The organism is Pseudomonas sp. BNK-30 (genome assembly GCF_047456185.1).
Taxonomy (GTDB): Bacteria; Pseudomonadota; Gammaproteobacteria; order Pseudomonadales; family Pseudomonadaceae; genus Aquipseudomonas; species Aquipseudomonas putida_E.
The window spans coordinates 3444025-3458576 of record NZ_CP179904.1; the positions used below are offsets into that span (position 1 = coordinate 3444025).

Sequence of the window (14552 nt, forward strand, 5' to 3'; positions counted from 1 at the left end):
TCACGGAGATTCAATCGTGACTGCAATTACTGAAAAAGGCACCAGCAAATTCGTTCGCATCCAAGACGGCGAGCTGGATCTGAATATTCATTACAACGACTGCGGTGAAGGCAAAGAAACGGTTGTCATGCTGCACGGTTCTGGCCCTGGTGCGAGCGGCTGGGCCAACTTCAATCGCAACATCGAGCCGCTTGTAGAGGCTGGCTTCCGGGTCATCCTCATGGACTGCCCTGGCTGGAGTAAAAGTGATTCGATCGTCAGCACCGGCTCTCGCTCCGATCTCAATGCCCGCGTTCTGAAAGGATTGGTCGATAAGCTTGACCTGGACAAGGTGCACTTGCTCGGCAATTCCATGGGTGGCCATACAGCCGTAGCTTTCACGCTGACCTGGCCTGAGCGCGTAGGCAAACTCGTGCTGATGGGCGGTGGCACCGGTGGGGTCAGCCCATTCGTATCAATGCCGACTGAAGGCATCAAATTGCTCAACGGTCTGTACCGCGAGCCAACGATCGAAAACCTCAAGAAGATGATGAACATCTTCGTCTACGACACCAGCGACCTCACCGAGGAACTGTTCCAAGCGCGCCTGGACAACATGTTGGCTCGAAAAGACCACCTCGAAAACTTCACCGCGAGCCTCGCTGCGAACCTCAAGCAGTTCCCTGACTTCAGCCATCGCCTCGGCGAGATTCAGGCCGAGACCCTCGTAGTTTGGGGTCGCAATGACCGCTTTGTGCCGATGGACACCGGTCTGCGCCTGGTTGCCGGCATTCCCAACTCACAACTGCATGTCTTCAACAAATGCGGCCACTGGGCCCAATGGGAACACGCGGACACGTTCAACCGCATGGTTCTCGACTTCCTCACCCACTGATCGAGGTCACGATGAACATCACACAAGAGACCCTTGAGCGCTTGGCGGCAGATCTGCGCAGAGCTGAAGGAAAGGGCGAGCCAGTTGGACCACTGCGTGACGTCATCGGCGCCACAAACGTGGAAAGTGCCTATGCGATTCAACGCTTGAACCAAGCCTACGCCATCGCCAATGGACAACGCCTGGTTGGCCGCAAGATCGGTTTGACCAATCCCAAAGTCCAGGCCCAGTTGGGCGTAGACCAGCCGGACTTCGGATGCCTGTTCGCTGACATGGCTTACGGCGACAACGAAGTGGTTCCGTTCGAACGTGTTCTGCAGCCCAAAATCGAGGCAGAAATTGCACTGGTTCTGGAACGCGACCTCCCTAGCGCTTCCACAACCTTCGCAGATGTCATCGCTGCTACCGGCTGGGTACTCCCGGCGCTTGAAATTGTCGGCAGCCGCATTGAGGGCTGGAACATCAAGTTCGCCGACACCGTAGCAGACAACGCATCAAGCGGATGCTTTGTGCTCGGTGGTCCTGCACAGCGCATCGACGGGCTTGACCTGCGGGGTGCAACGATGCGCCTCTCGAAAAACGGTGAACTTGTCAGCTCCGGAAGTGGCGCTGAATGCCTGGGTAACCCGCTGAACGCGGCCGTTTGGCTCGCCCGCACAATGGCTGAGTTTGGTGAGCCACTGAAAGCAGGTGACATCATCCTCACCGGTGCATTAGGGCCGATGGTTGGCGTAAGCCCAGGTGATCATTTTGAAGCCGAGATCGATGGCCTTGGCCGAGTCGGCGTGTCGTTCAGTGTCGAGTGATGGAGATCTAAAATGACAACAAAACGCAAAGTCGCCATCGTCGGCTCCGGAAACATCGGCACCGACTTAATGATCAAGATCCTGCGCAATTCCAAGCACCTGGAAATGGCAGTTATGGTTGGTATCGACCCGGCCTCGGACGGTCTTGCCCGCGCTGGGCGGATGGGCGTGGCGACCACTCACGAAGGTGTAGCTGGGCTGGTAAAGATGCCAGAGTTTGCTGGCATCGATTTCGTATTCGATGCAACCAGTGCCGGTGCTCACGTCAAAAACGACGCCTTGCTGCGCGAGTGCAAGCCGGGCATCCGTGTGATCGACCTAACTCCAGCAGCTATCGGCCCTTACTGCGTGCCGGTCGTGAACCTCGAAGAGCATGTCAACGCGCAGAACCTCAACATGGTCACGTGCGGCGGGCAAGCAACTATTCCGATGGTCGCTGCAGTATCGCGTGTTGCCAAAGTGCATTACGCAGAGATCGTCGCATCAATTGCCTCCAAATCGGCAGGCCCTGGCACCCGTGCGAACATCGACGAGTTCACTGAAACCACCTCGAAAGCCATCGAAGTAATTGGCGGCGCAGCCAAAGGTAAAGCCATCATCATCATGAACCCGGCTGAGCCTCCTCTGATGATGCGCGACACCGTCTACGTGTTGTCTGAAGCAGCGGACCAGGATCAGGTTGAGGCCTCCATTGAAGAAATGGTTGCCGCAGTGAATGCGTATGTCCCCGGCTACCGCCTCAAGCAGAAAGTGCAGTTTGAAGTCATCCCTGAATCTGCCCCACTGAACATTCCCGGCCAAGGAAAATTCAGTGGCCTGAAGACCTCTGTGTTCCTGGAGGTCGAGGGTGCTGCCCATTACTTGCCATCGTACGCAGGCAATCTCGACATCATGACTTCTGCTGCGTTGGCTACCGCCGAGCGCATGGCGCAGTCGATGAGCCAAGCCTGAGGAGCGCAGATATGAACGGTAAAAAGCTCTACATTTCGGACGTGACCCTGCGTGATGGTATGCACGCTATTCGTCACCAGTACTCGCTGGATCAGGTCCAAGCAATCGCTCGAGCACTGGATGCCGCCAAGGTCGATTCGATCGAGGTCGCTCATGGTGACGGCCTTCAAGGCTCCAGCTTCAACTACGGCTTTGGCGCACACACCGATATCGAGTGGATCGAAGCTGCCGCCGACGCAGTGAAGCACGCCAAGATTGCAACGTTGCTGCTCCCAGGCATCGGTACTTTGCACGACCTCAAAGCTGCCTATAGCGCGGGCGCTCGCGTTGTCCGTGTCGCCACCCATTGCACCGAGGCCGATGTCTCCAAGCAACACATCGAGTACGCCCGTGAGCTTGGTATGGACACAGTAGGCTTCCTGATGATGAGCCACATGCAGACCCCCGAAGGGCTCGCGCAGCAGGCAAAACTGATGGAAAGCTACGGTGCCACCTGCATTTACGTCGTCGACTCCGGCGGCGCGATGAATATGGATGATATCCGAGCGCGCTTCCGCGCAGTGAAAGCGGTGCTCGATCCGGCCACTCACACCGGTATCCACGCGCACCACAACCTGAGCCTAGGCGTAGCCAACTCGATCGTCGCCGTCGAGGAAGGCTGTGACCGCATCGACGCGAGTCTTTCGGGGATGGGCGCCGGTGCTGGTAATGCACCACTGGAAGTTTTCATTGCAGCCGCAGACAAGCTGGGCTGGAACCACGGCACTGACCTGTACGCCCTGATGGATGCAGCAGATGACCTGGTTCGCCCACTCCAGGACCGCCCGGTACGTGTTGACCGAGAGACTCTCGCGCTCGGTTACGCCGGTGTGTATTCGAGCTTCCTTCGCCATGCAGAAGTTGCAGCTGCTCGCTACGGCATCAAAGCAGTAGACATCTTGGTCGAGCTGGGCAAACGCCGCATGGTTGGCGGCCAGGAAGACATGATCGTCGACGTCGCATTGGATTTGCTGAAGCGCTGAGGTTCGCAGACAGCTCCACGCAAGCTGTCTGCAGCAATCCCCTCCCGTAAGGGAGGGGGTCTATGACACAACAATAAGAGAGATCACCAGATGAATGCCTCGCAGACTCCCGACTCGCAGCACCTCCGAACACGCAGTGATCAGCCCACCTACTCACTCTTTCTTGAGTGATTACTGAGCTGATGTAGTTCCACATCACTGGCGTTACTAAAACCACAATCATGTGATTTCTGAAGACCTTTCAAAGGGCTTCGGAGGGGGTCGTTATGACTGATAAAACCGATAAGACCAAACTTTTCATCACCATCGCGCTTTGCTTCCTCGTTGCACTGATGGAAGGCCTGGATCTCCAAGCACCAGGAATTGCGGCCCACGGCATGTCTGCCGAGTACAGCTTGGATAAGCTGGAAATGGGCTGGGTTTTCAGTGTTGGCGTCCTGGGTATGCTTCCAGGGGCTTTCGTTGGCGGCCGTCTGGCTGATCGCTATGGCCGGAAAAAAGTGCTCATCGCCTCTGTTGCACTGTTCGGCATCTTCTCTCTCGTCACAACGGTAGCCTGGAGCTTCGGCGCGTTGCTATTCGCCCGGTTCCTGACAGGTGTGGGCCTGGGTGCATCGTTGCCCAACCTCATTGCACTCGCATCTGAGGCTGCTGGTGAGCGCATGCGAGGCACAGCAGTCAGCTTGATGTATTGCGGTGTACCGCTGGGGGCCGCGTTGGCAGCCGCCATTGGGCTGCTGGATTTCGGGGCTGGCTGGAAGCTCGTCTTCTACGTCGGCGGCGTGGTCCCTTTGGTCATCGTTCCCTTGCTGGTTCTCTTCCTGCCCGACGTGTACAAGCAATCGATTGCTGCCACCACCACGATCGAAGTTCCCTCCACCAAAGCCATCTTGGTTGAAGGCGGTGCACTGAAGAAAACCCTGCTCCTGTGGGTTAGCTTCTTCTTCACACTGATGGTCACCTACATCCTGATCAACTGGCTGCCAAGCATCCTGATTGGACAGGGATTCAAGCCGAGCGAGGCAAGCGTCGTAGTATTGGCCATGCAGCTCGGCGCGGCCGTGGGTACCTTGATGCTCGGCGTTGCCATGGATCGCCTGCCTATCTGGGCCATGTCGGCGCTGGTATATGGGGGCATCCTGATTTCTTTGGCCTGCCTCACAGTGGCGGCCTCACTCCCTACCATGATCGGCGCAGGATTCTTGGCAGGCATTTTCACAACGGGTGGCCAGTGCGTCCTCTACGCCCTCGCTCCTCAGTTCTATCCCGCCAATGGTCGGGCTACCGGGACCGGTGCAGCACTCGCAGTCGGTCGTATCGGTGCAATGACAGGTCCACTTGTCGTAGGAAAAATGATGGTCCTTGGAGCCGGTGCAGGCGGTGTCATGTTGGCCTCGGCGCCCGGCATCGTTCTGGCGGCTATCTCGCTGCTTTATCTCTCGTCGCTGAAGAAACGCCCTGAGCTGAGCCCTTCGGTGGTTTGAGCGGCATTGCGTCATCACAAAAACAAGAAAGAAGACACGACATGAGCAAATCAAAAAAAATTGCATTCGCAGGGCTGCTGGCTGCAAATGCAGCTTCGCTACAAGCGGCCGGCTTCGTGGAAGATTCGAAAGCCAAGGTAACACTGCGCAACTACTACTTCGATCGCAACTACATCAACCAGACACCGCAAGCTGCAGCGCGAGAGTGGGCTCAGGGTTTCATCGTGAACTTCAATTCGGGGTTCACCGAGGGTGTAGTCGGCTTTGGACTGGATGCTCAAGCCATGATGGGGTTGCGCCTTGACTCCTCACCAGATCGTGTCGGCACCGGTCTATTACCGTTCTCTGCCTCTACCAGGAAGCCAGCTAAGGACTACTCCGAGCTAGGGCTGACAGCGAAGGTCAAGGTTTCCAAAACTGAGCTTCAGTACGGAACCGTGAGCACGTTCTTGCCAATCGCGTTCGCAAGTCCGACACGGCTGCTGCCACAAACCTTCCGCGGTACCTACCTGCGCTCGCAAGACATCCCAGATCTTTCTCTGCACGCGGGTTGGCTGGACCGAATCAACCTACGGGACTCTACTGACTATCAAAAAATGCGAGTTTCAGCGCCAAACGGACGCTTCAACGGAGCAGCGGAGTCTGATGCCTTTTACTTCCTTGGCGGCGATTACGCCTGGTCGAAGAACCTCACGCTCAAGTACTACTACGCAGAGCTCGAAGACATCTACGACAAGAACTACCTCGGTTTCGTGGACAACCGTGAGCTGGGTCCAGGGCGGCTCACCTCCGACTTCCGCTTTTATGATTCCAAAGACAATGGATCCGCAAAAGCTGGGAAGGTAGACAACCGCAATACCGCCTTAATGCTGACCTACCAGCTCGGCGTGCATCGTCTCGGCGCTGGCTACATGCAGCTGACTGGGGACACTGCAATGCCCTATCTCTTTGGTACCGAACCACTAGTGATTACGGAAGGCACCTTGAGCTCGGAGTTCCTCAACCCTAAGGAGAGAAGCTGGCAGGTCAAGTACGACTACGACTTTGTAGGCGTTGGCATCCCCGGCCTGAAGGGGATGCTGCGCTACGTCAGCGGAGACAACATTGACCTTCCGAACCTCGGCGGCAACAAACTTAAAGAATCGGAAAAAGACGTCGAGCTTTCATATGTAATCCAAAGCGGCACGTTCAAGGACGTGGCATTCCGGGTTAGACACGCTTGGTATCGAAATGATTTCGGTCCTGGAGCGACTCACCGTGACGACAATGAGCTTCGTGTGAACATCGATTATACGTTTGCTTTGTGGTGAGAAAAACGGGCTATCGCCGTACGATTTTTCAGGCAAAAGAAGTGACGATATGAGGAGTTCAGCATGACAGGTCGCAGCTCACTAGGAATCTGGTTTATCTTTCTGTTTGGTGCGATCTGCGCGCTGGGCCCGATGTCAATTGACATGTCCTTGCCTGGAATTCCTAACTTGGAAAATGAGCTCGACGCGCAAGCGGGAAAAGGCTCACTGACCTTGGCGATATTCCTTGCTGGCTTCTGCTCTACTCCTCTTGTCAGCGGACTGGTCGCTGACCGATTCGGTCGTCGCATTACGCTGCAAGTAGGCCTACTGTGCTACAGCCTCGCAGCCTTGGCCTGCTCACTATCCAATGACTTCATCGAGCTCCTAGTGGCCAGAGCGTTCCAGGGCGCAGCTGCTGGCGCATGTGTCGCAGTGCCGTTCTCCATTGTCAGAGAAAGCCTCCCAGAACGGGCCGCACGCACCCATATTGCCAGCTTGACCGCGGTTGTGGGGCTCGGACCGTTGATCGCGCCTTTGCTTGGTGGGGTGATCATAGATTTCTGGACTTGGCGCATGGTACACATCGTACAAGCGCTCGTGGGAGCCGCCATTTGGATTGGCGTTTGTTTAACCTACAAAGAAACGCTGTTGCCACACCTGCGGAAGCAGATTTCATTCAGTTCAGCATTCATTCGATGCCAGGCCTTCCTGAAGAATAGTGTTTTTTCCTGCTCGTCAATTATCTACGCCGCTTGCTTCACCATAATGTTCGTATTCATCACTGCATCTCCAAAAATTTTTTACGGCGATTACCCGGTAACGAGCCTTCACTTTTCATTGCTTATTTGTCTGATCTCAGGTGCCGCGTTCTTTGGATCCCTGACCACCGCAGCCTTTAGTCGTCGAGGTTGGACCGACAGAAGAGTCATGGTGATAGGCTGTACAGGCCTATTAGTTAGCATCGCAGCACTCGTCTTGCAGAAAACGCTTGGCGGCATAACGTTGGTCATGCTGGTTATCTGCTCCAGCCTAACGATCTATTTTTTTGGGTTGGTATCTCCGGCAGCTACCCATAGCGCCCTATCGACGGCTACAGAGGACAGAGGCACTGCCTCCGGACTAGTACGAACTGTTCAAATGCTGTTCTCCGCTGGCATCAGCATGACTCTTCCTTTGTTTTTCAAGGTTATGTCGGCGTTGAGTGCGGCATTACTGCTGATGAGCTTTTGTCTAGCTTTGGCGCTCATTGCCCTGATAGCACTGATCGCCACAACCCGCTTAGCGCCCAAAGTAGACGGAATTGGGACGGTCAGCGAGCCCTAGCGCAGATGTGCCTCTTACTCAGAGAAAATGCGAGCGTACAGGTAAGAGCGGCTGACGAAATGCAGGACCGATATCGTTGTCTACGCAATACTTGCATGCTAGCATGCAAGCATGGATTGGTAGCAGGCTGTCCCTCGCGCTTAACCTGGACCTGACTGCCCTTGAGCCTGAAAACAAAAATATTTGGAGGTCCCATGCAGCATCCCCTCATCCCACACGTATGCGCCATGTCGCTGCGTTCTGACGTACGTCCATAAAAACTGGCATTCCCTGACGCCTCGTTCGTCGGCGTATCGGTTACCAGTACCCAAACTGATCCGAGCCTCCTTGCGAGCTCGAAAAGACTTTTGTAATGCCTGGAGAATAAGAAAATGACTACCTCCGATAGCTTTGACACCGACGTTTTGGTGATCGGCACGGGCCCTGCCGGTGCGACCACTGCTTTAGCGCTGGCCACCTACGGTGTCCGGGTAAAAATGGTCACCATGTTCAATTGGCTGGCGAACTCGCCGCGGGCTCATATCACGAACCAGCGTGCCATGGAGGTCGTGCGTGATCTTGGGTTGGAAGAGGAGGTTGTGAGAGCGGCCACACCTTGGGATCAGATGGGCGATACGCTGTTCACCACCAGTCTGGCAGGTGAGGAAATCGCACGTATGCGCACCTGGGGCACAGGCGACAAACGCAAGGGCGACTATGTCCAAGGCAGCCCATGTACCATGCTGGATCTCATCCAGCCCGAGATGGAATCAATCCTTCTCAAGCATGCCGCGATCCGCGGTGCTCAATTGAGCTTCAACACCGAGTATCTGAGCCATGTGCAAGATGCCGAAGGTGTGACTGCTCGCATGAAAGACGTTTTGACCGGTGTCGAGTACGAAGTCCGAGCGAAGTATCTGGTGGGCGCCGATGGAGCTAACTCCAAAGTAGCAAAAGAGATCGATCTGCCGATCGTTGGCGAGATGGCCAGGGCCGGAACCGCTTACGTTATCTTCAACGCTGACCTGAGTAAGTACGTAGAGCACCGCCCGAGCATCCTGCAATGGATCGCTACTCCCGAAGCGGGCTTCGGTGAAATCGGGATGGGCTTGCTCCGCGCCATTCGCCCGTGGGACCAGTGGATTGCGGGCTGGGGCTTCGACATGGCCAAAGGCGCCCCTGACCTGTCCCCAGAAGCAGTTTTGGAGAAAATCCGACTCTTGGTCGGCGATCCTAAGTTGGAAGTCCAGGTTGAGCGGATGTCGACCTGGTATGTAAACCAGGCGCATGCCACCGAATACTCCCGTGGTCGCGTGTTCTGTGCCGGCGATGCTGTGCACCGTCACCCGCCATCCAGCGGCCTGGGCTCCAACACCTGCATGCAGGACGGTTTCAACCTCGCCTGGAAACTGGCTTACGTCCTCAAAGGATTCGCCGATCCGAATCTACTGGAAAGCTACACCGCGGAGCGCGCTCCCGTGGGCAAACAGATCGTGGCGCGTGCCAATCAGTCCCGTAAGGACTATGCCCTGCTGAAAGAGTGCTTCAACTTCGGCAACGGCGTGGACACCATCGCCAAACTGCTTGATCGCATGCGCGATCCGAGCCCGGCAGGTGTAGAAGTGCGCATGAACCTGCAGAAAGCGCTGGAAATCAAGAGTCGCGAGTTTAACGCTCAAGGCGTCGAGCTGAACCAGCGTTACGTATCCTCTGCCGTTAAGCCTGACCCAAGGGACGGTGTTGAGCTCTGGGCCCGGGACAAAGAGCTGTATCTCCAGGCTACCACTCGCGCAGGTGCCAAACTTCCCCACGCCTGGCTGGTGAACGAGAACGGACACCGGATTTCGACGCTCGACGTCGTGGGTAAAGGGCAAATGACCCTTATCACTGGCCTTGCCGGTCAGGCCTGGGTGGCTGCTGCAGAGAGATTGAACCTGCCATTCTTGAAAACTGTTGTCACAGGCGCAAAAGGTACGGCGGACCTTTACTGCGATTGGCAATCGGTTCGAGAAATTCACGAGGCAGGCGCGCTCTTAGTTCGACCTGACGGCTATATCGCATGGCGGCACAGCAATGCTGTTTGGTCTGCCGACGAAGCTGCCTCAGAACTGCAGCAGGCGCTCCAAAGCGTCCTCGGTTAAGCATTACCTCAAAGGCCCGGCGCGATGCTGGGCCTTCTTTTTATTTGGTCCCACCAGCGCAATGGGCCACTAGGCCCCTACGCTGCGAACGCTAGAAATCAAAATCAACCGATAAGAGCCCGTGGGTTGAGTGGCGCAGCTGCCGCTATGCCACACTTCGTGGGCCCCAACTGCCTCGAGTGCGATGAGGGTGAATATGGCTAAGGCCGCTGATGTCGTTGTGCAATGCCTGGAAAACGAAGGTGTCGAGTATGTATTCGGCATTCCTGGTGAGGAAAACCTCGACCTGCTCGAATCCCTGCGCAAGTCGAACATCAAGCTGGTACTGACCCGTCACGAGCAGTCTGCAGGCTTTATGGCCGCCACCTATGGCCGTCTGACCGGCAAGACCGGCGTCAGCCTGTCGACCCTCGGCCCTGGCGCCACCAACCTGGTTACTGCCAGCGCCTACGCCTACCTGGGCGGCATGCCGATGATGATGATCACCGGCCAGAAGCCGATCAAGAAGTCCAAGCAGGGCCGCTTCCAGATCATCGACGTGTGCGGCATGATGGAGCCCATCACCAAGTACACCCACCAGTTCGCCTCGGCCGACAACATCCCGTCGCGCATGCGAGAAGCCTTCCGCCTGGCCGAAGAAGAAAAGCCGGGTGCGGTACACCTGGAGCTGCCGGAAGACATCGCCGCCGAGCAGACCGATGCACTGCCGATCCCGCGCAGCCTGCACCGCCGCCCGCTGGCCGAGCATGTGGCCATCGAAGCCGCCGTGCAGAAACTGCATAACGCCCGTAACCCGATCCTGGTGATCGGTGCCGGCGCCAACCGCAAGATGACCGCCAAGGTCCTCAAGCAACTGATCGACAAGACCGGCATCCCGTTCATCACCACTCAACTGGGTAAAGGTGTGGTCGACGAGCGCCACCCGCGCTTCCTGGGTAACGCCGCCCTGTCGTCCGGTGACTTCGTGCACCGCGCCGTCGAAGCGGCCGACCTGATCATCAACATCGGCCACGACGTGATCGAGAAGCCGCCGTTCTTCATGCTCCGTGGCGGCACCGAAGTCATCCACATCAACTTCCGCTCCGCCGAAGTCGATGCCGTGTACTTCCCGCAGGTTGAAGTGATCGGCGACATCGCCAACGCCGTGTGGCAAATCAGCGAAGCGCTGAACGACACGTCGCACTGGGACTTCACCCGCCTGATGGCCATCCGTGAAGCCAACGAAGCACAGATCGCCGAAGGCGCCGACGACGACCGCTTCCCGGTCTACCCGCAGCGCCTGGTTGCCGACATCCGTCGCGTGTTGCCGTCCGAAGGCATCGTGGCCCTGGACAACGGCATCTACAAGATCTGGTTTGCCCGTAACTACAAGGCGCACAAGCCGAACACCGTGCTGCTGGACAACGCCCTGGCGACCATGGGCGCCGGCCTGCCATCGGCGATGGCGGCGCACCTGGTGCACCCGGATCGCCCGGTGATCTCGGTGTGCGGCGATGGCGGCTTCATGATGAACAGCCAGGAGCTGGAAACGGCAGTGCGCCTGGGCATGCACATCACCGTGGTAATCCTGCGTGACGACGGTTACGGCATGATCCGCTGGAAGCAGGCGAACATGGGCTTCACCGATTTCGGTCTGGACTACGGTAATCCGGACTTCGTCAAATACGCCGAAGCCTATGGTGCCCATGGACACAGGGTGGAAAGCGCGGATGCTTTGCTGCCACTGTTGGATCATTGTATTGCCAACCCCGGCGTTCACGTCATTGACTGCCCGGTCGACTACAGCGAGAACGACCGCATCCTGAACAGTGAACTGCGCGAGCGAGCGCTGGCGGTGTAATCAGTGGCAGAAACGGCGCTACTGCTGACAGTACTCTGTTGAGGCTTGCGGAACTTGAACCTCCTCGCACAGTAAGTGGCGAGGAGGCTCCTTGAGCAACGCCAAGAATGATCTCAGCGCGGCTTTGATGACTTGAGACGGTTGATGCTGGCTGCGTAGGCCCTCATAAAGCAACCCGGTGACCAACCCTTTGAAGACGGCAATCGAAGTGTGAAGGTCCAGAGTCTGCGGCAATTCACCTTGAATAATCGCATGCCTAAGCACCTGATGAATGTACTGCAGGAATCGATTACTCGCTTGCTCCATGCGGCTATGGATCAGACCCGATTCGTCCACCCCCTGATAAATCAAGATTTCCGAGAACTGCTTTGACTGGGGGCTGTTAACAGCATCAAGCATGGCGGTCACCACTGCTTCCCAGGAGAGTTCGATCCCGTCGTCGGCGGAGAACTCCAATTCAAGTGGATGCTGCCGCGATGTCAGCACCGCCTGAAGTACTTCTTGCTTCCCATTGAAATGCCAATAAACGGCGCCACGAGTGACGCCTGCCTTTCGGGCTATTTCGTCCAGCGTAGCGTCTGGAACTCCTTGGGCAGCGAACACCTCGACAGCCGCGTCGATGATGCGCAGTCGTGTCTCCTCAGCCTCGGCTACCGTCTTCCTGGCCATTTTAACTAGGGCGCTTTCTTTGACGCGCGACCGATGGCGCGCTCTATATTCTGCTTGCTCAATAGCAGAGCTTTTTTGATGGTGTCGGACTGCTTGCTCGCTCTGGAACTCGGCATTACGACTGCGAGGGAGTAATAGCCAAGGTAGGTATCCAAAAGCGTTGCGAATGAGCAAACGCCATCGATATGTTCATCCAGATCGCTTGCCACCCCACTCGCCCTGACTTCACTCAGCTGTTTGATCAGCGCCTGTCGTCCGAGCGTGTTTGGGGTGAACACTGGAAGTTGATCACTGAGTGCTGCTGGGAGTGACTCCTCAGGCAGCGCTGCCAAAAGGACCTTACCTGCGGCGGTCGCAGCGGCGGGCACATTGATGCCAATCGGGAACACCACACGCAGCTCTCGTTCTGACACGATGCGATCCAGCACGTAGATTTTATCGCCGGCTAGAGAAGCCAGGCAGACCGACTCTTCAAGCTCCTCCGCCAATGAGCGTAAGTACGGCTTTACCAACGAAAGAATGTCTGATTGTGCCTGGTTGATGAGCTGGCCAAGCGCCGGCCCAAGGCGGAAGCCTCCGCTAGGGCCCAATGCCTCAACCAAAAACTCTTCTTCCAGGGCGTTGATGATTCTCTGGACGGTCGAGCGCGGCAGCCCAACCAACTGCGCAATAGCCGCCAAACTCAAGCCATTCGGATGACTGCCAAGGGCTCGCATGATCGAGGCAGCTCTGGCGATGACTTGAATACCTCCCGCCTTGCCACCGACTTCGTCTGATTGGTTCATATCTCTCCTCAGCGTGCACCGCTGCAGCATCTGTTATGGCCGCCACTTTAGAGCTCCGTGCCTCGCCTAGCCAGTCACACGTTCCAAACACCCATCTCACCAAGGTTCGACCGATGGTCGTTACTGCTTGCTTGCGCTCATCGTACCGCATAATGATACACTTGCCCACATTGTGATTCAGCAATTACAAGTCCCCGCCATAGGGGGCGCAGAGATGGAGCAAATCGGTGAGACAGATACGATCCTCGCGTGCATTACATGCAATTCCTCTAACGGCGCTGATGCTGGTGACCGCCTGTGGTGAAAAAGACCACGTCGCCTCAGCTCCGCCCCCCCCTGACGTGGGCGTATACACCGTCCGCTCACAATCTCTGACCCTAACAACCGACCTGCCCGGCCGGACCTCGGCCTACCGGGTAGCGGAAGTGCGCCCACAAGTATCGGGGATCCTTCAAAAGCGGTCTTTTGTTGAGGGGACTGAGGTCAAGCTGGGTCAGCAGCTCTATCAAATTGACCCGCGTACCTATGAGGCGCAATTGCGTCGGGCCGAAGCTAATCGAACTACTGCGCAGAACCTGGCGCGACGATATGAAACGTTGTTGAAAACCAAGGCTGTGAGCAAGCAGCAGTACGACGATGCCCTTGCCGCATGGAAACAGGCGGAGGCCGACTATCAGGTCGCTCGTATCGACGTTCAGTACACCCGTGTGCTTTCGCCGATCTCAGGCCGCATCGGACGGTCGACAGTTACCGAGGGTGCACTCGTTACTAACGGTCAAGCACAGTCGCTCGCCACTGTTACTCAGCTGGACCCGATTTATGTTGACGTCACTCAGCCGATCACGAAGCTGCTGGGCCTGCAACAGGCATTGGAGTCAGGGCGACTTCAGAAGACAGGTGAGAACCAGGCCGAGGTCAGCCTGACCTTGGATGACGGTAGTGCTTACCCAATCCCAGGCACCCTTAAGTTTTCAGAGGTCAGCGTTGATCCGACTACAGGTTCAGTAACCCTTCGCGCCGAATTCCCGAATCCTAATCGCAAGTTGCTTCCAGGCATGTTTGTTCACGCCCTCCTGAAGGAAGGTGTGCAGCAGGCGGCGATCCTGGTTCCACAACAAGCCATCAGCCGCGATACGCGTGGCGTGCCAAGTGTCTGGGTGGTGAAGGCCGACAACACTGTTGAGGCCCGCGAGGTCCAGACCCTTCGAACTGTGGGCAACGCCTGGCTGATCAGCAAAGGCGTATCCGAGGGAGAGCGAATCGTGACCGAAGGTGTTCAACGTGTCCGCAGCGGCATCGCCGTCAATGCGGTAGAAGCCAAAAATGTGGATTTGGTAGCTGACTTCGCCGCTACCACTGAAGCCTCGGCTAACTGAGGGGGCGCCG

Annotated in this window: 12 protein-coding genes; 10 read left to right on the forward strand and 2 right to left on the reverse strand. The window is 56.8% G+C overall.

The features are described 5' to 3' along the window. Nucleotides 1-16: 16 nt before the first annotated feature. The 9 genes from ACMGGN_RS16030 (at nt 17) to ACMGGN_RS16070 (ending at nt 11712) form a co-directional block, all read left to right on the forward strand. Entirely contained in the window at nt 17-874 is an 858-nt protein-coding gene (locus ACMGGN_RS16030) for an alpha/beta fold hydrolase (protein ID WP_023383533.1), read from the forward strand. 11 nt (nt 875-885) lie between these two features. Continuing rightward, nucleotides 886-1680: a 2-keto-4-pentenoate hydratase gene (mhpD, locus tag ACMGGN_RS16035; protein ID WP_023383534.1), complete on the forward strand. Its 795-nt coding sequence runs from the start codon at nt 886-888 to the stop codon at nt 1678-1680. Between the two features lie 12 nt (nt 1681-1692). Continuing rightward, nucleotides 1693-2631 carry an acetaldehyde dehydrogenase (acetylating) gene (locus tag ACMGGN_RS16040; protein ID WP_414156108.1) on the forward strand — a complete coding sequence of 313 codons (939 nt, stop codon included), beginning with the start codon at nt 1693-1695 and terminating at the stop codon, nt 2629-2631. Between the two features lie 11 nt (nt 2632-2642). Continuing rightward, entirely contained in the window at nt 2643-3653 is a 1011-nt protein-coding gene (gene mhpE, locus ACMGGN_RS16045) for a 4-hydroxy-2-oxovalerate aldolase (protein ID WP_060492623.1), read from the forward strand. A 266-nt stretch (nt 3654-3919) separates the two neighbouring features. After that, nucleotides 3920-5137, forward strand: a complete 1218-nt coding sequence (gene mhpT, locus ACMGGN_RS16050) for a 3-(3-hydroxy-phenyl)propionate transporter MhpT (RefSeq protein ID WP_023383537.1) — start codon at nt 3920-3922, stop codon at nt 5135-5137. Between the two features lie 41 nt (nt 5138-5178). After that, nucleotides 5179-6447 carry an OprD family porin gene (locus ACMGGN_RS16055; RefSeq protein WP_210172301.1) on the forward strand — a complete coding sequence of 423 codons (1269 nt, stop codon included), beginning with the start codon at nt 5179-5181 and terminating at the stop codon, nt 6445-6447. A 63-nt stretch (nt 6448-6510) separates the two neighbouring features. Then, nucleotides 6511-7752 carry an MFS transporter gene (locus ACMGGN_RS16060; RefSeq protein ID WP_023383539.1) on the forward strand — a complete coding sequence of 414 codons (1242 nt, stop codon included), beginning with the start codon at nt 6511-6513 and terminating at the stop codon, nt 7750-7752. A gap of 371 nt (nt 7753-8123) precedes the next feature. Beyond that, complete coding sequence (locus ACMGGN_RS16065) at nt 8124-9872, forward strand: FAD-dependent monooxygenase (protein WP_023383540.1); 1749 nt, start codon at nt 8124-8126, stop codon at nt 9870-9872. A gap of 196 nt (nt 9873-10068) precedes the next feature. Further along, on the forward strand, nt 10069-11712 hold the full coding sequence (locus tag ACMGGN_RS16070) for an acetolactate synthase large subunit (protein ID WP_414156109.1): 1644 nt from the start codon (nt 10069-10071) through the stop codon (nt 11710-11712). A gap of 18 nt (nt 11713-11730) precedes the next feature. On the opposite strand, the gene ACMGGN_RS16075 is transcribed toward ACMGGN_RS16070, so the two are convergent. Further along, on the reverse strand, nt 11731-12381 hold the full coding sequence (locus ACMGGN_RS16075) for a TetR family transcriptional regulator (RefSeq protein WP_414156110.1): 651 nt from the start codon (nt 12379-12381) through the stop codon (nt 11731-11733). A 5-nt stretch (nt 12382-12386) separates the two neighbouring features. Beyond that, nucleotides 12387-13166, reverse strand: coding sequence for a solvent efflux transporter transcriptional repressor SrpS (srpS, locus tag ACMGGN_RS16080; protein WP_060492617.1), 780 nt, complete (start codon nt 13164-13166; stop codon nt 12387-12389). A 227-nt stretch (nt 13167-13393) separates the two neighbouring features. On the opposite strand from srpS, the gene srpA reads away from it, so the two are divergent. After that, nucleotides 13394-14542: a solvent efflux RND transporter periplasmic adaptor subunit SrpA gene (srpA, locus tag ACMGGN_RS16085; RefSeq protein ID WP_148299951.1), complete on the forward strand. Its 1149-nt coding sequence runs from the start codon at nt 13394-13396 to the stop codon at nt 14540-14542. Nucleotides 14543-14552: the final 10 nt, after the last annotated feature.